Annotated in this window: 21 protein-coding genes; 5 read left to right on the top strand and 16 right to left on the bottom strand. The window is 70.4% G+C overall.

Annotation, left to right across the window (positions count from 1 at the left end; genetic code table 11):
* The first annotated feature begins 35 nt into the window (after positions 1 to 35).
* Positions 36 to 338 (top strand): hypothetical protein, encoded by a 303-nt coding sequence (locus C9992_RS11355; RefSeq protein WP_146145321.1) that lies wholly within the window; start codon positions 36 to 38, stop codon positions 336 to 338.
* A 30-nt stretch (positions 339 to 368) separates the two neighbouring features.
* Here the strand turns inward: C9992_RS11355 and C9992_RS11350 are convergent, their stop codons facing one another.
* From C9992_RS11350 to C9992_RS11320, 7 genes are all read right to left on the bottom strand, one after another.
* The gene (locus C9992_RS11350; RefSeq protein ID WP_106815686.1) at positions 369 to 1,094 is read right to left on the bottom strand and encodes an alpha/beta fold hydrolase; all 726 of its coding nucleotides are present in this window, start codon (positions 1,092 to 1,094) and stop codon (positions 369 to 371) included.
* Positions 1,095 to 1,441: 347 nt separating this feature from the next.
* Positions 1,442 to 1,798, bottom strand: coding sequence for a monovalent cation/H(+) antiporter subunit G (gene mnhG / locus C9992_RS11345; RefSeq protein ID WP_106815685.1), 357 nt, complete (start codon positions 1,796 to 1,798; stop codon positions 1,442 to 1,444).
* Positions 1,795 to 2,061, bottom strand: coding sequence for a monovalent cation/H+ antiporter complex subunit F (locus C9992_RS11340; RefSeq protein ID WP_106815684.1), 267 nt, complete (start codon positions 2,059 to 2,061; stop codon positions 1,795 to 1,797). Before C9992_RS11340 ends, mnhG begins: the two co-directional genes overlap by 4 nt.
* Complete coding sequence (locus C9992_RS11335) at positions 2,058 to 2,786, bottom strand: Na+/H+ antiporter subunit E (RefSeq protein WP_106815683.1); 729 nt, start codon at positions 2,784 to 2,786, stop codon at positions 2,058 to 2,060. Before C9992_RS11335 ends, C9992_RS11340 begins: the two co-directional genes overlap by 4 nt.
* Positions 2,783 to 4,366: a Na+/H+ antiporter subunit D gene (locus tag C9992_RS11330; RefSeq protein ID WP_106815682.1), complete on the bottom strand. Its 1,584-nt coding sequence runs from the start codon at positions 4,364 to 4,366 to the stop codon at positions 2,783 to 2,785. The genes C9992_RS11335 and C9992_RS11330 overlap by 4 nt, the downstream gene beginning before the upstream one ends.
* Positions 4,363 to 4,980: a Na(+)/H(+) antiporter subunit C gene (locus tag C9992_RS11325; RefSeq protein ID WP_106815681.1), complete on the bottom strand. Its 618-nt coding sequence runs from the start codon at positions 4,978 to 4,980 to the stop codon at positions 4,363 to 4,365. The genes C9992_RS11330 and C9992_RS11325 overlap by 4 nt, the downstream gene beginning before the upstream one ends.
* Positions 4,977 to 7,931, bottom strand: coding sequence for a Na+/H+ antiporter subunit A (locus tag C9992_RS11320; protein WP_106815680.1), 2,955 nt, complete (start codon positions 7,929 to 7,931; stop codon positions 4,977 to 4,979). Before C9992_RS11320 ends, C9992_RS11325 begins: the two co-directional genes overlap by 4 nt.
* A gap of 140 nt (positions 7,932 to 8,071) precedes the next feature.
* Between C9992_RS11320 and C9992_RS11315 the strand changes: the two genes are divergently transcribed.
* Positions 8,072 to 9,718: a hypothetical protein gene (locus tag C9992_RS11315; RefSeq protein ID WP_200826317.1), complete on the top strand. Its 1,647-nt coding sequence runs from the start codon at positions 8,072 to 8,074 to the stop codon at positions 9,716 to 9,718.
* A gap of 87 nt (positions 9,719 to 9,805) precedes the next feature.
* Here the strand turns inward: C9992_RS11315 and C9992_RS11310 are convergent, their stop codons facing one another.
* Entirely contained in the window at positions 9,806 to 10,300 is a 495-nt protein-coding gene (locus C9992_RS11310) for a Fur family transcriptional regulator (protein WP_160150873.1), read from the bottom strand.
* 138 nt (positions 10,301 to 10,438) lie between these two features.
* Between C9992_RS11310 and C9992_RS11305 the strand changes: the two genes are divergently transcribed.
* From C9992_RS11305 to C9992_RS11295, 3 genes are read left to right on the top strand one after another with little or no spacing between them, the layout of a single operon-like run.
* Positions 10,439 to 11,548, top strand: coding sequence for a FecCD family ABC transporter permease (locus C9992_RS11305; protein ID WP_235008196.1), 1,110 nt, complete (start codon positions 10,439 to 10,441; stop codon positions 11,546 to 11,548).
* A 19-nt stretch (positions 11,549 to 11,567) separates the two neighbouring features.
* Positions 11,568 to 12,599 (top strand): ABC transporter substrate-binding protein, encoded by a 1,032-nt coding sequence (locus tag C9992_RS11300; RefSeq protein ID WP_106815677.1) that lies wholly within the window; start codon positions 11,568 to 11,570, stop codon positions 12,597 to 12,599.
* Positions 12,596 to 13,489 carry an ABC transporter ATP-binding protein gene (locus C9992_RS11295; RefSeq protein WP_106815676.1) on the top strand — a complete coding sequence of 298 codons (894 nt, stop codon included), beginning with the start codon at positions 12,596 to 12,598 and terminating at the stop codon, positions 13,487 to 13,489. Before C9992_RS11300 ends, C9992_RS11295 begins: the two co-directional genes overlap by 4 nt.
* Here C9992_RS11295 and C9992_RS11290 read toward each other — a convergent pair.
* The 8 genes from C9992_RS11290 to C9992_RS11255 are packed head-to-tail and all read right to left on the bottom strand — an operon-like array spanning position 13,419 to position 20,219.
* Positions 13,419 to 14,327 carry an urea transporter gene (locus C9992_RS11290; protein WP_106815675.1) on the bottom strand — a complete coding sequence of 303 codons (909 nt, stop codon included), beginning with the start codon at positions 14,325 to 14,327 and terminating at the stop codon, positions 13,419 to 13,421. The genes C9992_RS11295 and C9992_RS11290 overlap by 71 nt on opposite strands.
* 30 nt (positions 14,328 to 14,357) lie before the next feature.
* Positions 14,358 to 15,389: an urease accessory protein UreD gene (locus C9992_RS11285; protein WP_200826292.1), complete on the bottom strand. Its 1,032-nt coding sequence runs from the start codon at positions 15,387 to 15,389 to the stop codon at positions 14,358 to 14,360.
* On the bottom strand, positions 15,386 to 16,021 hold the full coding sequence (gene ureG / locus C9992_RS11280; protein ID WP_106815674.1) for an urease accessory protein UreG: 636 nt from the start codon (positions 16,019 to 16,021) through the stop codon (positions 15,386 to 15,388). The genes C9992_RS11285 and ureG overlap by 4 nt, the downstream gene beginning before the upstream one ends.
* 43 nt (positions 16,022 to 16,064) lie before the next feature.
* Positions 16,065 to 16,784, bottom strand: coding sequence for an urease accessory protein UreF (locus C9992_RS11275; protein ID WP_106815673.1), 720 nt, complete (start codon positions 16,782 to 16,784; stop codon positions 16,065 to 16,067).
* 3 nt (positions 16,785 to 16,787) lie between these two features.
* A complete protein-coding gene (gene ureC / locus C9992_RS11270) occupies positions 16,788 to 18,512 on the bottom strand; it encodes an urease subunit alpha (protein WP_106815672.1) in 1,725 nt (574 codons plus the stop codon).
* A 1-nt stretch (position 18,513) separates the two neighbouring features.
* Positions 18,514 to 18,984: an urease subunit beta gene (locus C9992_RS18495; RefSeq protein ID WP_106815671.1), complete on the bottom strand. Its 471-nt coding sequence runs from the start codon at positions 18,982 to 18,984 to the stop codon at positions 18,514 to 18,516.
* 25 nt (positions 18,985 to 19,009) lie between these two features.
* Complete coding sequence (locus C9992_RS11260) at positions 19,010 to 19,909, bottom strand: PLP-dependent aminotransferase family protein (protein WP_106815670.1); 900 nt, start codon at positions 19,907 to 19,909, stop codon at positions 19,010 to 19,012.
* Between the two features lie 4 nt (positions 19,910 to 19,913).
* Positions 19,914 to 20,219, bottom strand: a complete 306-nt coding sequence (locus C9992_RS11255) for an urease subunit gamma (RefSeq protein WP_106815669.1) — start codon at positions 20,217 to 20,219, stop codon at positions 19,914 to 19,916.
* Positions 20,220 to 20,245: the final 26 nt, after the last annotated feature.

Raw genomic sequence — 20,245 nt, 5'->3', positions numbered from 1 at the left:
CTGTCGTCTCATCGGACACGCGCGTACTGGGCCCGGTGGACACCCTTCTGCCGCTGACGGCGAGCTCTGGCCTTTCGTCCGCGCCGATCTCCTGCGAGACTCGCCGCATGGTGTCACGGCGGCGCTATGTGGTGATCGCGGCACGCACGCTGGTGTGTGTTCTGCTGCTCGCCGGTGCGTGCCTGACCATCGCGGGCATCATCACCGGCTCTGCCGTCGCGACGACGAACGGCACCCTTCTCTTTGTCGGCGTCGCGCTGCTTGTCGGTGTCGTGTACGCCGCCGTGTTCCTGCGAGACGATCAGGTCACTCGACGCGCGGCCCGTCGACCGCATTGACCGGTGCGGAAATGGGCGCGTCGGCCGAGATCAGATTGCCGCGACGGCGGCGCGGATCGCGTCGAGCGTGACCTGCGGGTGCGAGATCATCGACACGTGCGAGGCCTCCACCTCGGCCACCGTCGAGCCCGCGCGCTCGGCCATGCGACGTTTCGTGTCGATCGGAATGACCCTGTCTTCGGTGCCCAGCACCGCCCAGCTCGGAATCGACTTCCACGCCGCGGGGCCCGATGGGGTGACGTTCGCGACGATGGATGCCGGGCGCTGTGTCGCGGCGATGAGCCACCGGTCACGCTCGGGCAGGTCCTGTGCGAACGACGTGTGCACGACCTCGGGCTTCAGCCACGCATCGGCGGCGCCCTCGGGCGCGCCGGGATATCCGGCCAGATCGAGCACGGTCGTGGGGTCCGCCACAGCGAGCGCCGAACCCGATCCCTCGAGGATGCCGAGGACGGTCTCGCCCTCATCCGGGATGAACGCGTCGATGTAGACGAGTGCGCGGACATCGCCGGACAGACCGGCGTTGGTGATGACCGCGCCACCGTACGAATGGCCGACGAGCACCACGGCACCCGACGTGCGGTGAGTGAGGAAGGAGGCGATGTACGCGGCATCGCTCGTCAGGCCCCGGAGTTCGTTCGGCGGAGCGAGCACGGTGTAGCCGTCCGACTGAAGGGACGGGATGACGGCGTTCCAACTCGAGGAGTCGGCCCAGGCGCCGTGGACGAGGACGATGGTGGGCGTGCTATCTGGCATTGCGGCTTCCAATCACAAGGCGCCGCCGCGACGGGCGACGCTGCCGGCGAGGGGTGCGTCCAGGTGCCCGACGCAATGGTCACGATAGGGCCGCGAAGTCCGGCGCGCCAGGGGGGTGCCCGGTTCGTCCGGTGGGGCGGGGCCGCGTTTCGTCTCGCTTCGCTCGCTCAACGACCGGGAGGGCGATAGCGCAGGCGCGTTTCGGCTCGCTTCGCTCGCTCAACGACCGGGGGGCGAGAGCGAGGGGGCGTTTCGTCTCGCTGCGCTCGCTCAACGACCGAGGGGCGAGAGCGCAGGCGCGTTTCGTCTCGCTGCGCTCGCTCAACGACCGGAGGGGGGCGGCGGGGTCAGCCGCCGGCGGCTGGAGGGGTGCGCTTGGACTCGGCCAACTCATCGACATGAAGGCCGGTCTCGTCGATCGTGCCGTTGCGGTAGGCCTGACGGCCGACCATATGCGCCGACAGCGGCGCGGTCGCCAGCTGGATGAGCACGACGGGCACGAGGAAAGCCACGACCGGCCACGACCGCAGCGACAGCGCGATGGCGAGGCAGATCAGGATGAGCCCGAGAACCTGCGGCTTGGTGGCCGCGTGCAGCCGGCTCGGCACGTCGCGGAACCGCAGCACGCCGATCGCGGCGGTCAAGCACAGCAGGGCACCGAGCAGGATGAGGATGAGGGCGGCGATGTCGAGCGCGACGTTCATTGGTCCTGATCCCTTCTCGCGACGAACCGCGCGATCGAGATCGAGCCGAACACGCCGACGGCCGCGATGATCAGCAGCACCGGCAACGTGCGGGTGTGATGGTTGATCGCCATCTCGGCACCGAGCACGCACATCACCTCGGTGAGGAGCACGTCGGATGCCACGGCCCGGTCGAGGATCGACGGGCCGATCACGATGCGCCACAGGGTGATCAGCGCGGCGACCGCGAAGACGACGTAGATGACGATCAGGAGCACGTTCATGGGGTGCCTCCGGGCGTTTCGTCTCGCTTCGCTCGCTCAACGACCGGGGGCTTCGGTTGCCCGGCGACCGGGGGCTTCGCTCGCTCAACGACCGGGGGCTTCGGTTGCTCAACGACCGGGGGCTTCGGTTGCTCAACGACCGGGGGACGGCGGCGAGCCGCGGCATCCTCGCGAATCGTCTGCAACTGGGCGCGCGAACCCACGGCGCGGACGATGCGCTCCTCCCAGTGATAGACGCTCGCGCGCTGCTTCTCGACGTCGGCGTCGTTTCGCACCCCGATGATGTGCAGGTACAAGATGCGGCGATCGCGGTCCGTCTCGACGATCAGTGAGCCAGGGATGAGGGATGCCGTGACGGCGGTGTGCGTCATGATCAGGTCGTCATCGGTGCGCAGCGGCACCGCGATGATCGCGGTCCCCGGCTGCCGCCGGAAGTCCAGCACCTGCCACGCGACGGTGAGGGAACCGCGAACGACGGCGAAGATGAACTCCACGACGAAGACGAAGCCCCACCAGAGGTTGACGCGGCCCGACAGCTCAACCGGAGGCAGTCGGAAGATCCGGGTCACGACGAGGGCGGCGATGAGCCCGGTGAGGAAGGCGAGCCACGTGAATTGGCCCCACAGCAACATCCACAGCGCGATGAGCCAGACGAAGAACGGCAGCTGGCGCCACACGATCACCGCCGCGCGCCGGGCGCGGTTCACGCGGATGTCGCCGCTCACGGCGCCTTCTCCGTTCCCTGGGCGTCATCGACGAGCTGCGTGAGCGAGACCGGCTGCAGCAGCGCCTCACCGATGCGGGTGCAGACGTCGTAGAGCGGTCCGGCGAAGACCGTCAGCGCCACCGTCACCGCGACCATGCCCGTCGTGGCCGCCGTCATGATCTTCGGGATGGCACGGCGCTCGGTCTCGACGGCCGCGGCGGGTGCCGACCCGAGGTATGAGATGCGCGCCTCGGTCTCGGCCGAATCCTCGTCCTCGCGCCAGAAGGAGAGGTTCCACGCGCGCATGAGCGCGTACAGGGTGAGCAGGCTCGTCACGATGCCGCCCACGATCAGCACCATCATGACCGGGGTGCCCACCTGCGCTGCAGCGTCGAAGAGCGCGAACTTGCCGATGAACCCGGAGAAGGGCGGCAGCCCCCCGAGGTTGATCGCCGGGATGAAGTAGAGCACCGCGATCACCGGGGCCGCCTTCATCAGCCCCTTGACGCGCAGGATCGAGGTCGAACCGGCGCGGCGCTCCACCAGCCCGACCGCCAGGAAGAGCGTCGTCTGCACCACGATGTGGTGGACCATGTAGTAGATCGTCGCTCCGATCGCGGCGGGCGTCGCGATCGCGAGCCCGAAGATCATGTAGCCGATATGGCTGACGAGCGTGAACGACAGGATGCGTTTGAGCTCGGCCTGCGCGACCGCGCCGAGCACCCCCACGATCATCGTCGCCAACGCCACCCACATGAGCAGCTGGTTGACGTCGTTGTCGAGGAAGAGCTCGGTCTCGGTGCGGATGATCGCGTAGACGCCGACCTTGGTCAGCAGGCCCGCGAACACCGCCGTGACCGGCGCGGGCGCGGTGGGGTACGAGTCCGGCAGCCAGAACGAGAGCGGGAAGACGGCGGCTTTGATGCTGAACGCGAGCAGCAGCATGAGGTGCAGGATCAGCTGGGTCTGCTGCGGCAGCTCCCCCATGCGCTCGGAGACCTGCACCATGTTGACCGTGCCGAGCGCGCCGTAGATCATGGCGATCGACGCGAGGAACAGGATCGACGAGACCAGCGACACCACGATGTAGACGACGCCGGTGCGGATGCGCGACTCGGTCGAGCCGAGCGTGATCAGCACATACGACGCAACCAGGAGGATCTCGAACCCGACGTACAGGTTGAAGAGGTCGCCGGCGATGAACGCGTTGAAGATCCCGGCGCCCAGGATCAGGTACGACGGGTGGAAGATCGAGACCGGGGTGTCGTCGTCGCCGTCTGCGGCGCCCTGCCCGATCGAGAAGAGAAGGACGGCCAGCAGCACCACGCTCGACACCACGACGAGCAGCGCCGACAGCCGGTCGACGTACAGGACGATGCCGAACGGGATCGGCCACCCGCCCACCGACACGGCGATGGGCTTGTCTCCGACGTCGACGACGTAGAGCAGGATGGCGGCGATCACGAGCACCGCGGTCAGCGTGACCACCGAGACGCCGACCTGCGTCTTGCGGTGCCGGCCGGCGATGAGCGCGATCGCTGCTCCCAGCAGCGGCAGCGTGACGAGCAGGGGAACGAGCGCCGGTGCGATCTGGATCATGCGCCGTCACCTCCGTCACGTCGGTCCGCGGCATCCGGGTCGCCTTTGCCGGCGGCATCCGTATCGCGCGCGGCGTCGGTGACGCGCCGGGCCGGACGGTCGACCGGGGCATCGTCGCGCAGACCGGCGAAGTCGCGCGCACCGAGGATCATGATCGGCGCCGTGTCCGTGCCGACGAAGTCCGTCGTGGCGTCGTCGTCGGTGTGCTCGATCTCGGTCTCTTCGTCCATCGTGTCTTCGTCCGCGGGGCCGCGCTCGCGCACCTCGATGTCGGCCTCGTCATCCGACACCGTGTCGGCCTGGCCGAGCTGCCACGAGCGATAGATCAGAGCGAGGAGGAAGGCCGAGACGGCGAACGTGATGACGATGGCGGTGAGGGTGAGCGCCTGCGGCAGTGGGTCGGACATCCCGTCGGTTCCGCCCTCGCCGGTCGCGTCGCCGAAGAACGGGGCGACACCGGGCGCCCCCATGACGATGAGCAGCAGCAGATTCGTGGCATTGCCCAGCAGCAGGAACCCGATGAGCACGCGGGTGAGACTGCGCTCGAGCATGGCGTAGACGCCGCACGCGAAGAGCACGGCCATGACGATGATGAGGACGAACGAGACGCTCATGACACGTCCACCCTCGGTGTCGCGTTCGGCTGCCCGGCCTCTCGCTGGGCCTGCGCCTGGCGGTCCACCTCGGCACCCAGGCTGCGCAGCACGTCGAGCACCAGGCCGATCACCACGAGATACACGCCCACGTCGAACAGCGTGGAGGTGACGAACTCACCGTGGCCGATCACCGGCAGGTCCCACTCGAAGAACGTGCTCGTCAGCGGTGCCGCCCCGAAGAACAGCGGCACGATGGCGCAGGCGACCGCGATCGTCATGCCGGCGCCCAGGAGCCGGCCGGCGTCGGTCGGCGCCGCCGCGCCCAGCTCGTACCGGCCGCCCGCGACGTACCGCATGACCAGCGCCATGCCCGCGACGAGCCCCCCGGCGAACCCGCCCCCGGGCAGGTTGTGGCCGGCGAAGAGGAGGTAAAGCGACACGATGATGATGGTGTGGAAGAGGATCCGCACGATCACCTCGAGCATGATCGAGCGGTTCTCGGGTCGCACCCGCTGACCGCCGATGAGCCAGGCCATGCGTCCCGAGCCGCGCACGTCGCCGTGCTGCTTGAGTCCGTCGGACGTCTCGACGAGGGGCCGTCGCGCGCGCGTCGCACCTGCCGGGAGGGGGGCGATGAAGCGTGACAGCGTGTCGGCACGGTGGGTGACGAACACGAGCGATGCCACGCCCGTCGCCGCGAGGATCAGCACCGACAGCTCGCCCATGGTGTCCCAGCCGCGCAGGTCGACGAGGGCCACATTCACCACATTCTTGCCGTGGCCGAGCTCGTATGCCAATTCGGGAAAACGCTCCGAGATCGGCTTCTCCACGCGCGCGCTCGTGGCGACCATCGCGACGAGCGCCATCGTGATGCCGACGGCGCCGCCGAGCACGGCCCGCGCTACGGGCCACACCGAGGCGTTGTGCTCGCCGAGCCGGGACGGGATGCGCCGCAGCACGAGCGCGAACGCCACCAGCGTGACGGTCTCGACGAGGATCTGCGTCAGCGCCAGGTCCGGCGCGCCGCTCGTCGCGAAGAGCAGCACCATGCCGAGGCCCGTGACCGAGACCAGCACCACGCCCGTGTAGCGCTTGCGGGCACGGATGGCGATGAGGCCCGCGGCGATCATCAGCGGCGCGACGAACAGCTGCATGGGGGTCTGGTAGGCGTCGAGCTGACTGCGCCACTCGTCGCTGGCGATGAGCGCCGTCGCCTCGGCGGCGACGAACACCACGAAGATCGTGCCGACGTAGACGGGCAGTGAGCCGCGCTGGGTGAGACTCGTGGTCACCACCGACAGGCGGGCGATCACCCGCAGCGTGCCGTTGTAGGCATCGGCGGCGGTGAAGGGCAGCAGACGCTTCGCGGGTCGCCACGTGCGCGTGAGCCAGAACACCAGCACGCCGAGGACGATCGTCGCCAGCGAGATCCAGAGCGCCGGTTCGAGACCGTGCCAGAGGGCGAGGTGCGCCGAATGCTCGGGCGGGGCGATACCCGGCGTGGCGACCGGAGCCTCGTCGGCGTACGGCGCGAACACCTTGTCGAGCCACGGCGCGAAGACGCCGGCGACGACCGTGAGGGTCGACAGCACGATCGGCGCCACGAGGAACCCGATCGGCGGGTCGGGCCATTCCGTATCGGGCATACGCTCGCCCGCAGCGGTGCGCTTGATTGCGAACGCACCCCACAGGAACCGGATGCCGTAGGCCGCCGTGAGCACGGAACCCATGGCGATCCCCACCAGTGCGACGGCCCCCCACACCGAGCCACCCAGCGCCTCATACCAGAGCGCGGCGAGCGCGCCCTCTTTGGCCACGAAGCCGATGGTGGGGATGATGCCGACCATCGAGGCGACCGCGATGATCGAGAAGGTCATCATCACCGGGGCCTGGCGCCCCACCCCCGACAGCTCGGTCAGGTCGCGGGTGGAGAGCTGGCGGTCGATGACGCCGACCACGAGGAACAGGGCCGACTTGAAGAGCGCATGGCTCAGCAGCAGCGCGAGGCCTGCGAGCGCGGCATCCCGCGTCCCGAATCCGAGCACGACCGTCAGCATGCCGAGCTGGCTCACGGTGCCGAAGGCGAGCACGCGCTTCAGGTCGGTCTCACGCAACGCCTGGAATCCGCCGAGGAGCATCGTGAAGACGCCGAGGGCGATGACGATCGGACGCCACGGTGGCGCGATCGCGAACACCGGGGCGAGGCGCGCGATGAGGTAGATGCCCGCCTTCACCATCGCCGCCGCGTGCAGGTAGGCGCTCACCGGCGTGGGCGCTGCCATGGCACCGGGAAGCCAGAAGTGGAAGGGGAAGATGGCCGACTTGCTCAGCGCACCGACGAGGATCATGACCAGAGCAGCGTCGACGACGGGACCGGCCGGGGCTTCGGAGAGGATCTCCGAGATGCTCGAGGTGCCCGCGTCGACGACCAGCAGCACAACACCGATGAGCATGACCAGGCCGCCGAGCGTCGTGACCAGCAGCGCCTGCAGAGCCGCGCGGCGGCTGGATGCGCGTTTGTTGTAGTACCCGATGAGGAGGTACGAGAGCACGCTCGTGACCTCCCAGAACATCACGAGCACGACGAGATCGTCGGTGAGGACGAGCCCGTACATCGCGCCGGCGAACGCGAGCAGCACGGCGGCGAACTGCCCGAGGTTGTCGGTCTTCCCGCGGAAGTACCAGCGGCAGTAGATCATCACGAGGGCGCCGACGCCGGTGACGACGAGTGTCATGAGCCACGACAGCGTGTCCATGCGCATCGAGAGGTCGATGCCCAGCGGCGGGATCCAGGCGTATGACTCGAAGGGAATATCGCCGGACGCGACGTTCGGCGTGAGGACGGCGGCCTGGACGAACCCGGCGATCGGGAGGATCGCGGCGACGTAGAACGCCCGCGCGCCGATGCGTCCCACGAGCCACGGCAGCAGCAGTGGAACCACCGCGAACGCGCCGAGCACGAGGAGCATTCGGGCCTCCTCGGGGTCGTCAGCCTGCGCGGGTCGAGACGGGCCGCGGGGCTCTGGCGATCGGGGTGTCGGAATCCATCCTACCGGCGCGCCTTCGCCCGGGATGCCGCCGGCGGGCGTCGTGCGAGAGTGAAGGGGTGATGGGGGATGTCGTGCGGGGCGGGGCGCCTGCCCCGGTGCCCCGGTGGACGCGCGAGCTGCTGGGCGTCGCCGCCGCGATCGGAATCGGGCTGGCCGTGGTGGCCGCCGTCTCCTCCTCGCCCCGCTCGGAGCTGCTGTTCCGCGACGGCGACTCGCTCGTCACGACGCTGATCGTCCACTCGATCGCCGCCGGTCAGCCGCAGGACTGGGCGCTGTCGTCAGTGCTCTTCCTCCCCGAAACGGCCGTCCTGTGGCTGCTGTCGCTGCTCGGGCTCGGGGTGAACAGCACGCTGGTGCTGGCCGGCATCGTGAACATCGTCGCGCTCTATGGCGCGCTGCGTCTCGCGGCGGGATCGCCCGCTCGAGGTCGCGCACCCATCGCCGGTGCCCTGACGGCGCTGACGACGTACGCGCTGCTCGCGGCATCCGAGTGGTCCCCCTCGCGGGATGCCCTCGAACTCGCGTCGCTTCTCACGACCACGACGTACTACAGCGCGACCGTTCTCGGCACGGTGCTCGTGGTGGGTATCGCCCGCCGTGCCCTCGACGCCGGCGGGGTTGTCGGCGGCGCACGCACGGGCGATTCAGGGGTCACGACACGCGGTAACGGCGGCCCGGAAACGGCAGAGAGTGACACCCGAACGCCCGGGGCCTCGGGGCTGGGAACGAACGGCGTGCCGTGGGGCTGGGTGGCGGGGATGGGCCTGGTGGCCGCGGCATCCGTCGTCACGAATCCGCTGTTCGCCGCATGGGCGACGGTGCCCCTCGTGCTCGTGCTCGGCCTCGCGGGGTGGCGGGCACGGTGGCTGGCGGGCGGGCTCGTGGCGGGTACGATCATCGGCTTCGTGGGACGGATGCCGCTGGCCCGGCTCATCGCGAACACCGGCGCCGGCTATGCCGACCCGACGCAGTGGCTCGCGTCACTCGACTACTACGGCGCGCTTCTCGCAGAGCGCTGGAACGCGCCGTGGGGAGCGGCATCCGTCATCGCCGTCGTGGTGCTGTGGGGCTGGTGCCTGGCCGCCACCGTGCTGCTCGCGCATCGGCGCGACGTGGGCGCCGCGGTCGTCGCTGCCTGCGGGTGGGTGATGCCTGTCGTGGTGGTGCTCGGTGCCCTCGCCCTGGGAACGCACGCGGCGCGCTATGTGCAGCCGGCCGTCTTCGCACCGCTGCTCGGCCTCGTCATCGTGCCGATGCTGGTGCCGCGGCTGCCCGTGTTCCGGTTCGGTGTCGCGGCCGTCGCCACGCTCGCGGTGCTGGCGGCCGCCCTCGGTCTCGGCATCCCGCGCATCGCGGCCGCGGCGGACGCGCCCGATGCCGACCTGCGCTGCGTGGTCGATTGGGCCGAGCGGTCGGGCCGCATCGGCGGCGGCCAGTTCTGGACGGTGCGGCTGCCCAAGGCGCATCTCGCCGATCCGCGCGGACTCGTGCAGGTAGACCACCGTCTGCGCGGGTACGCCTGGCTCGTCGACCGCGACGACTTCACCGCGGGCGAGCTGTCGTTCCTGGTGATGGACGCGCAGTCACCCGCCTTCGAGCTGCCGGCGGGCGTGGCGATGGCGGATGCCGACCTCGTCGCCTGCGGCCGCTACACCATCGCCGACTTCGGCGAGCGCCGGCTTCCCATCGGTCCGTTGCGTTCCTGAACCAGGGGGCTTGGACCGTGCGGCGGGCAGGGTTGCCCGGAGCGCCGGAGTCGCGATTGCCCGGAGCGCCGGAGTCGCGCAGCGTCGCTAGGCGGCCGGCGGGAGGAGTGAGGCGCAATCGGCGCACAGGCCGACGAGGGTGCTGCGCTCGATCTGCAGGCGGAAGCCGCTGTCGACGCGCAGCTGCTCGACCGCGTCCGCGAACGCGTCGGCGTGGAGCACGACGATCGCCCCGCACCGCGTGCAGTGGCCGTGCAGGTGCTCGGCGCCCTCGGCCGTCGCCGCGAGGTGGTAGCGCGTCGCCCCGCCCGCGACATGCCGGTGCGCCACGACGCCCGCGCCGGCCAGCATGTCGAGCGTGCGGTAGACCGTGGCACGGTGCACGTCATCTCCGCCGACGAGCGCCGCGACCTCGTCGGCGGTGAGGAGGTCCGCCCGCCCCGCGAGCGCCTCGATCACCGCGCGCCGGGGCGCGGTCACCCGGGCGCCGCGCTCCCGCAGCAGCGCGACGGCCGCGCGCACCGCCTCCCCCGCCGCGTGGGCGTGCAGATCGTCGTGATCGTGGCGCCCGCTCGTGGTCATGGCACTCATCGTGCCACCCGCACGCATCGAGGCGAACTCCGCCGGGCCACAGGCCCGCGGATCGAGCGAAATGTCTCCCGCCGCCCTCCCCAGATGCGATACCGTCGCAACTACGGCGCCGATCCGGGGGGAGCTGCCGTGACGTCCACGACCGAGGGTGCCGCGACGGCGACCGCCGGCTCGGCCGCGCCCGTCGCACGCGCTGCGCGGCACGCGCGGCGCCGTGCCGCCGCGTGGACCGGCGCGCTGACCGTCGCACTCCTCGCCTCCATGGCGATCACGGTCGGGATCGGGCCGGTGCCGATCGCGCCGGGCACGGTCGTTCAGGTGGTGCTCGACCACCTCTTCGGCCTTCCCGCTTCCGTCACGCAGACCCCGGCCGATGACGCGATCGTATGGAACGTGCGTGTGCCTCGCGTGCTGCTCGGCGTCGGCGTCGGCGCGGGCCTGGCGATGTGCGGGGCGGCGCTGCAGGCGATGACCCGCAACGCCCTGGCCGACCCGTACGTCCTCGGCATCTCGGGCGGCGCCTCGACGGGGGCAGCGGGGGCCATCCTGTTCGGACTCGGCGCGGGGTTCGGCGCGTACGCCCTTCCGGCGAGCGCCTTCGTGGGCGCGCTGGCCGCATCGCTCCTCGTCTTCTTCATCGCGCGCTCCGGTGGCGGCGTGACGTCCCTGCGCCTGCTGCTGTCGGGCGTGGCTGTCGGGTATGCGCTTTCGGCGGCGACGAGCTTCCTCATCTTCGCGTCGGATTCGGCCGAGGGTTCGCGGTCGGTGATGTTCTGGCTGCTCGGGTCTCTCGCACTCGCCCGCTGGGACGCGGTGCTCGCCATCGTCCTCGTGGTCGTGGTGGCGACGTTCGCCCTGCTCCTCGTCAGCGGCCGCAACCTCGACGCGATCGCCGCAGGCGACGAGACGGCGCACACCCTCGGCGTATCGCCCGATCGCGCCCGGGTGGGCCTGCTCGTTCTGGTGTCGCTGTGTACCGGTGCGGTCGTCGCGGCCGCCGGCGCCATCGGGTTCGTCGGGCTGGTGATCCCCCACCTCGCGCGTCGCCTCGTCGGCTCGGTCCATGCCCGCATGCTGCCGGTGACCGCACTCCTCGGCTCGCTCTTCCTGGTGTGGGCCGACGCGCTCGCCCGCACGATCATGCAGCCGCGCGAGCTGCCCATCGGCATCCTGACGGCGCTCGTCGGAGCGCCCTTCCTGCTCATCCTCGTCCGCCGCATGTACGCCCGGCACCGCTGAACCCAGGAGAACGCCCCTCGTGAACGCCGTCCGCCACTCGTCCGTCACCGCCCTCATCCTCGCCGCCCTCGCCTGCACCGGATGCGCGGGCACGGCGAATGCCGGTGAGCAGGCACCCCCGGCATCCGGGGCATCCACCAGCTATCCGCTCACGGTGACCAACTGCGGCGAGCCGGTCGTGTTCGACGCCCCACCGCAACAGGTGATGCTGCTCGAGAGCGCGCCGGTGACGATCCTCGACGGGCTGGGGGTGCTCGACCGTGTCGTCGCGCGGGCCGGCTCCTTCCCCTCGGAGTACTACGACGCCGACCTCGCGCAGCGGATCGACGACATCCCGGTGCTCTCCGACGACATCGATGCCTCGGGCCACCTCACCATGTCGGCCGAAGTCGTGCTCGCATACGAGCCCGATCTGGCCCTCGGCCTACCGCAGGGCATCACGCGGGAGGCGTTGCGCGACGGCGGCGCCGCGACCCTGATCCAGCCCGTGTACTGTCCGAACGGCGTGGGCGACACCTCGTTCGACACCCTCTACGAGCAGATCGAGACCTACGGGCGGATCTTCGACCGCAACCGCCAGGCCGCGGACCTCATCGATGACCTGCAGGCCCGCGTGAGGGCGGTGCAGGACGCGACGGCGGATGCCCCGGCCCGCACGGCTGCGGTGCTGTACCCGTCGGTCGGGGGCGGCCCGTTGTACGCGTACGGCCGCGCGTCGATGGCGCAGCCGCAGCTGGAGGCGGCGGGGTTCGAGAATGTCTTCGCCGACACCGCCGACCGCGTGTTCGAGGTGAGCATCGAGGAGCTCATCGCGCGGGATCCCGACGTGCTGATCCTCCTCTACCAGCCCGATGCCCAGCACGCGGGTGACACCGCGGGCGAGGAGAAGGTGGTGCTCGCCGAACTCGCAAACCTGCCCGGCGCCGAGGCACTGCGCGCGTATCGGGACGGCGACGTGATGGCACAGCTGTTCAACTTCACCGAGCCCCCCACTCCGCTCTCGGTCACGGGCCTGGAGCACATCGTCGAACGCTTCGGGGACGGGTCGTGATCGCGGCGGAGGGCGTCAGCCACAGCTTCGGCGGTGCCGACGTGCTCCGCTCCGTCGCCCTCGAGGCGCACCCCGGTGAGGTCGTCGGCCTGATCGGCCCCAACGGCAGCGGCAAGACCACCCTGCTGCGCACGCTCTACCGGGCCCTCACGCCGGCGGAGGGCGACATCACGGTCGACGAGGCACCCATCGGGTCCTTTCGCCCTCGGCAGCTCGCGCGCTCGCTCGCGGTCGTGGCCCAGGAACCGCCCGGGGAGCTTCCGCTCTCGGTCGCCGACGTGGTGATGCTCGGCCGAAGCCCGCACCTCGGACCGCTGCAGCGCGTCACCCGTGGTGATGTCGACATCGCCGCTGACGCGCTGCGCCGGGTCGGAGCCGAGCATCTGGCCGGCCGTGAGCTTGATGAGCTCTCGGGCGGCGAGCGCCAGCGGGTGCTCATCGCCCGGGCGCTGGCCCAGCAGGCGACGCACCTGCTGATGGACGAGCCGACCAATCACCTCGACATCCACTTCCAGCACGAGGTGCTGGCTCTGGTGCGCGAGCTCGCCGTCACGACGATCGTGGTGCTCCACGACCTGAACCTCGCCGCGCGGTACTGCGACCGCGTGGTGCTGCTCAGTCGCGGGCAGGTCGTCGCGGCGGGGAGGGTCGAGGAGGTGCTGGACCCCGTCGTGCTCGAGCCCGTCTACGGGATCGGAGTGGAGCAGGTGCACGCGGGTGACGGCCGGCTGCAGCTGCTCTTCCGGAGCCCGCGTCACACGACGCGGCAGACCCATGACCACGACGGCGGTGCGGAGGCCGCCGATCACGAGGTGCGCGTCAGCCCCGGACGTAGAACGCGACGACGAGGGCGACCCACGTCGTCAGGATGTACGGCCACGTGTACGTGATGATGCCGGCGCGGTGCATCAGCAGCGTGACGACCGCGGTCACCGCCACCCACGGCAGCGCGTACAGCCACGATGCCGGCGAGCTCTTGAGAAAGGTGACGGCCAGCGCGACGGCGGTGAGCACGCCGGAGTAGTTCGCGAGCCCGTTGGCGATCTCGCTCCAGGGCTCCGCCATCGCCACCGCCACGATCGACCCCACGACGCTGCCCATGACGGCGGCCAGGCCCACGCGCCAGCTCGCCACGAAGAGGGCCAGGAGGATCACCGCCCCGCTGACCGGATTGTCGATCAGCACCACCTGCGACACGTTGGTGAGGATCGACAGCAGGAACGCCGGCAGCGGGTCGTCAGGGAGCCGGGATGCCGCGGCCGGCGCGGCGAGACTCGCCGTGGCGAGCGTGATCACGGTGGCGACGATGACGAACGGTGCCGTCGTGTACGGCAGCCGATAGCGCGTGAGCGCAGTGCGTGTGAACAGGGCGTCGACGAGGCGCGTGACCGGCCCCGTCGCGAGTCCCCCGGCGAACGCCAGGACGTACGACCACCACGCGTCGCCTCCCAGCGCCGCGAACACCGCCGCACCCACGAGGGTGCCGCAGAAGGACTGCATGCCGGTGACGATGTCACCGCCGGTGTAGCCGACCGCCCGGCCGCCCAGCATCCCGCCGATCGCGCCGAGCAGTGCGAGCACCGTTATCCGCCAGTCCGCGACAACGAACGCGACGAGCACGAGGAGGCCGCTGACGAGGTTCTGCTGGAAGTAGATCTGCGACGATCCCCGCACCAGGCCGAACGTCCACGTCCGCCATCCCGTCCGTGTCGCGGTGACCGCGCTCATCTGCTCCCTCTCGCTTCGTCGCGCTCTGCGCTATTTGCGGATCACCGGTGCCGGCCGCCCGGTGATGAGCTCGTGCATCGCGGCAGCCGCGGCCGTCGCCACCGCCGTCGAGGTCACGGTGTCGTCGCCGACATGGCGCAGCCACGCCCCGGCGTCGTGCGGAAGCACGCTCACCCCGGCCCGCGCCGCCGGATCCGGCACCGCGGCCAGGGTGCGCTCGACCACCGCGTGCAGGGCGTCGGCGACCTCTCGGGCGGGCACGAGCGGCGTCAGCACGTACAGGCTCGAGACGATGTCGCGGCCGCCCAGCACGCCAGGACCGGCGACCCGTCCGCCCCGCGGCACCAGCCGCACCCGATCGAATGCGACCGGCGTGCCCTCGGGCCTGGGGTGCCGGATCTCGAGATCGCTGGCGAGCGCCGCGTAGGCGTGCCGCTCCCCGCGGCTCAGCCGTCCGGCGTAGATCGTCTCTCCGAGGATCAGGGTCGACTTCGGGTGCAGAGTCACCGCTGTGCGCTGGTAGAACCGGGCATCGGTGTACGGGATCAGCGGGTCGGGCAGGTATTCGACATACGCGCCCTCGGCAATGTCGAGATGGACCAGCGAGGTCGCGTAGCCCGACGCCATCCGGTACACCTTGGTGTGCGCCTGCGTCGTGAGGTGGGCGGACGTGCCGGCGCCGAACACGAGGTCGGTGCGATGCCGGTCGTTGTGAAGGATGCCGCCACCCGTCGTCATCAGGTAGGTGTACGGCATGTCGGGCCGCGCCGGGTTGTAGTACAGGGGCCGCATGATCTGCAGCGGCGACTTCTGGAAGTGGCGCACCAGCTCGGTGCGCTGAGCATCGCCCGCGCCGCGCAGCGCGAACTCCAGTTCGAGGACCCCGACCTTGCCCGGGCTGCCGACGGGCAGCGTGTGCGGGTCGGTGCCGTATCGCGCGACTTCGACCGGCACCCTCGCGGGCTCGAAGTGCGCAGGCTGCAGCCGCGGTCCCCCGTACAGCGGACGATCCGCCGCGGCGGGGGCCGCGGCATCCGCCACGGGCGCGGCGAGCGTGCTCACGCGACCAGCTCGCCCTTCGAGGCGTGCCACACCGCCATGATCGTCTCGAACAGCTGCTGCACGCCGGTGCCGTCGAGCGAGTTGGTCAGCACGACGGGCCGGTCACCGCGCACGGCGTGCGCGTCGCGCTCCATGACAGCGAGGTCGGTGCGCACGTACTGGGCGATGTCGATCTTGTTGATGACGAGGATGTCGCTCTCGGTGATGCCCGGTCCGCGCTTGCGCGGCATCTTCTCACCCTCTGAGGTGTCGAGCACGAAGACGAACACGTCCGCCAGCGACGGCGAGAAGGTGAGCGTCAGGTTGTCGCCGCCGGACTCGTAGATGAGGGTGTCGATGTCGGGGAAGCGCTCGAGCATCTCCTCCCCCGCGGCGAGGTTCATCGTCGGATCGTCGCGCACGGCCGTGTGCGGGCACGCACCGGTCTCGACGCCGACCACGCGCTCGGGATCCAGGATGCCGGCGAGCTCACGTCGCACGTGATGCGCATCCTCCTGCGTATAGATGTCGTTCGTGATCACACCGGGCGTGCGCCCGGCGGCCAGGAAGATCGGCACGAGCGCCTCGGTGAGTGCCGTCTTCCCCGACCCGACGGGTCCGCCGATGCCGACCCGCAGCACGTTGTCGCCCATGCGGATGATTCCTCTCGTCTGTGCCGGCGGCTGCCGGCGGGTGTCAACTGGTGAACAGGCGCGCCTCGGCGCGCTCGTGACGGGCCGACATGATGTCGGCGACGGGCACGAAGCCCCCGATGTCGTGCACCGGCCGGGCGACCGCGTCGGCGGTGACGGTCTCGATCACCGGCTGCGCGCGGCGCAGCAGCACCTGCGCACCCCGGTGGTCGGTGAGCCGCAGGCGCAGCGCGGCGCCTACGAAGCTCACGGTGAAGGCGAAGAGATCCGACGCCACCGCTTCGGCCACCGGCACGCCCGTGGCCGCGTAGCAGACCGCGGTGACGACCGGCTGACACCCCGGCGCCTGCTTGGCCTTCACCCGCTGCGCCCATGTCGCGATGTCGGCGTCGCCGGGGCTCCCCGTGAACGCCTCGCCGGCGATGTCGGCGAGCTGGCGTCCGCTGCGCGTACTGGCGACCCGCAGCTCGGCGTTGAGCTTCGACGCGAAGAGGGTCGCGTCGACGGCGGCCACGGCATCCCAGTCGCGAGCGGACGCCGCGTCATGCGCGCGGGCCAGCGCCGTGGCGTCACCCGGGCCGATGCTCGCCGTCAGCAGGTCCTCGAGGACGGCGAACACGCTGCCGCGGTCGACGAGCCCTTCCTGATGGAAGCCCTCCAGGCCGTGCGACATCGTGTAGAACCCGCTCGGGAACGCCGAATCGCTCAGCTGCAGGCTCACCAGCAGCCGGGCGACCGGCGAATCCGTGTGCGGTCCGCTCATGCGTCAGACCAGGAAGAACAGCTGCGTCAGCGGCAGCGTCTGGGCCGGGTCGATGTGCGCCGGTTCCCCGTCCACCGTCACCTGGTACGTCTCGGGGTCGACGTCGATCACCGGCGCGGCGTTGTTGCGCACCATGTCATCCTTGCCGATGGAGCGGGTGCCGGTCACCGGCAGGATGCGGCTCTTCAGCCCGAGCTGCTCGGGAACACCCTTCTCGATCGATACCTTCGAGACGAAGGTGGCGCGCGTCTGGTGCAGTGTCTGACCGAGCGCGCCGAACATCGGGCGGAAGTACACCGGCTGCGGCGTGGGCAGCGACGCGTTCGGGTCGCCCATGAGCGCCCAGTTGATGAGGCCTCCCTTGATCACCATCTTGGGCTTGGCGGCGAAGGTGTCGATGGGCCACAGCACGATGTCGGCGAGCTTGCCCGGCTCGAGCGAGCCGACGTAGTCCGAGATGCCGTGGGCGATCGCCGGGTTGATCGTCACCTTCGCGAGGTACCGCAGCACCCGGAAGTTGTCGTTGCCCTCGGCGTCTTCGGGCAGCTTGCCGCGCTTGTCCTTGCAGTGGTGGGCCGTCTGGAACGCGCGCGTCACCGATTCCCCGATGCGTCCCATGGCCTGCGAGTCCGACGAGAACATCGAGATGATGCCGAGGTCATGCAGCACCGTCTCGGCCGAGATGGTCTCCGCCCGCACACGCGAGTCGGCGAACGCGACATCCTCCGGGCTGTCGTACGACAGGTGGTGGCACACCATCACCATGTCGAGCAGCTCGTCGATGGAGTTGACCGTGTACGGCAGCGTGGGGTTCGTCGACGAGGGCAGCACGTTGCTCTGCCCGGCCATCTTGATGATGTCGGGTGCGTGGCCGCCGCCGGCGCCCTCCGTGTGGAAGGTGTGGATGGTGCGGCCGTCGATGGCCGAGATGGTGTCCTCGACGAAGCCGGCCTCGTTGAGGCTGTCGGTGTGGATCGCGACCTGCACGTCGTACTCGTCCGCCACGCTCAGCGCCTGGCTGAGGGCCGCCGGCGTGCTGCCCCAGTCCTCGTGGACCTTCAAGCCGCCCGCGCCCGCCTCGATCTGCTCGATGAGCGCCTGCGGCAGGGAGCCGTTGCCCTTGCCGTGGATGCCGACGTTGACCGGCAGCTCGTCCCAGGCCTGCAGCATCCGGTAGATGTTCCAGGCGCCGGGCGTGCAGGTGGTGCCGTTCGTGCCGTCGGTGGGACCGGTGCCGCCGCCGAAGAGCGTCGTGATGCCGTTGGAGAGGGCGGCATAGGCCTGCTGCGGGGAGATGAAGTGCACGTGCGGGTCCATGGCGCCGGCGGTCGCGATGAGGTGCTCGCCGGCGATCACCTCGGTGCCGGGCCCGACGACGAGCTTGGGGTCCACGCCGTGCTGCGTCTGCGGGTTGCCGGACTTGCCGATGCCGACGATGAGGCCGTCTTTGACGCCGATGTCGCCCTTCACGATGCCGATCACGGGATCCATGACGACGGCGTTGGTGATGACGAGGTCGAGCGCGCCCTGCGTCTGGCTCGCGAGCGGATCGGCGCCCATGCCGTCGCGCGCGGACTTGCCGCCGCCGTAGACGATCTCGTCACCGTAGCTGACGGCGGCGAAGTCCTTCTCGATCTCGATGACGAGGTTGGTGTCGGCCAGCTGCACCTTGTCGCCGACCGTCGGACCGAACAGGTCGGTGTACTGCTTGCGAGGGATGACGGCCATCTCAGTTGCTGCCCTTCTGCGTGTCGGACCCGGCGGGCGTGTCGGAGGGGGTCGGCGTGTCGGAGGTCGGCGTGGCGGCCGGTGCGCCCGCGGCGGGCTCACCGTCCTGGAAGCCGCGTTCGGCGAGGCGGCGGAGCGCCGCCGTCTTCGTCTGCGCCGCGTCGAGGCTGCCGTTGACCAGGCCGTTGAAGCCGACCACGCGGCGTGCGCCGGCGAACGCGACGAGCGTGATCTCCTTCGTCTCGCCGGGCTCGAACCGCACCCCGGTGCCGGCGGGGATGTCCATGTGCATGCCCCACGCCTTCTCGCGCTCGAACCTCATCGCGGCATTCACCTCGAAGAAGTGGAAGTGCGAGCCGACCTGCACCGGGCGATCCCCCGTGTTCGTGACGCGCAGCGTCACGGACGGACGGCCGGCGTTGATCTCGATGCTCTCGTCGCGGTGAAGATACTTCGGCTTCCTGCTGACCATGGTGTTCCTTCCTCCGGCTGCCGTCTCAGTGTTCGGGCGCCAGCGCGGCGTCCTCGTGCGCGTGGGCATGGGCGCCGTCGTGCGCGTGGGCGTGGACGGTGCCGTCGGCGTGGGTGTGCGTGTGGCTGTGGCTGTGGCTGTGCGGGTGGGAGTGGCCATGCGGCTGCGAGTGGGTGCCCTGGCTCTCCTCGAAGGCGTGGGAGTGGGCGTAGCCGTGGCCGTGGTCGGCGTCCAGGCCGACGTCGATGCCGTCATACCCGGCCGCGAGCGCGGCGAGCGCGTCGCGCACGCGGGTGCGCACCACGCGCGCAACGGCGGAGGCGCTCATGAGCGGACCCAGGTCGTCGGCATCCGTCGTCGGCAGGCTCGGTGCGAAACCGGCGGGGACCACGGCGACGCGTGCCGCTCCGAGCACCCGCTGCCGCCGCACCGCGCGCGCGAGCTCGTCGGCGTCATCGGCGATCGCGACGGCGACCTCGGGCAATGCGCCGTGCGCGGCCACCAGGTAGGCGAGACGGTGCAGCTCGGCCTCGTCGAAGACGTTCGAGTGCGGTGCGACGACCACGAGGGTCGTGTCGGGGTCGACGGCCCGCGCGCGGTTCGCCGCCGTACGCAGCCAGGCGACGAGGTGATCGGGCTGCCCGAACGTGGCCGCGAGCGCCAGCCGATCGGGGTGCCGCGGCGCGAGCCACTTGAGCGTCTTGGCGGTGTCGGCCACCATCGTGGGGTTCCGGCCGAAAGACATCGGCAGCACGACGACGGTGTCGCCCTCATCGAGGAACCCCGACACCAGGTTGTGCAGCCCTCGGCCGGAGGAGGCCACGCTCACGTTCTCGGCGACGTCGTCGAAGCGCACGAGGTCGGCGCCGTCGGCGCTCTCGTGTCCGCCGACGAGGATGACTCGCACGGCGGAGCCGGCGGGCACGGACTCAGCCGCCGATCGGATCGTGGCAGGAGACGAGCTTGGTCCCGTCGGGGAACGTCGCCTCCACCTGCAGGAGCGTGATGCGCTCGCGCACGCCGGCCATGCATTCGTCGACGGTCACGACCGTCTTGCCGAGCTCCATGCATTCGGCGACCGTCTTGCCGTCGCGTGCGCCCTCGAGGATGGCTTCGGTCACCAGCGCCTGCGCCTCGCTCACGTTGAGCTTCGTCCCGCGGTCCCGGCGACGCCGAGCGAGCTCCGCGACCTGATACACCAGCAGCTTGTCGATCTCCCGTGGAGACAGATCCATGCGAACTCCCGCGTCCTGGGGTCAGC

The sequence above is a fragment of the Microbacterium timonense genome (assembly GCF_900292075.1).
In the GTDB taxonomy this organism is placed as follows: domain Bacteria; phylum Actinomycetota; class Actinomycetes; order Actinomycetales; family Microbacteriaceae; genus Microbacterium; species Microbacterium timonense.
Note: the sequence above shows the minus strand (reverse complement) of the source record. Positions and strands in the feature narration are given on the sequence as shown.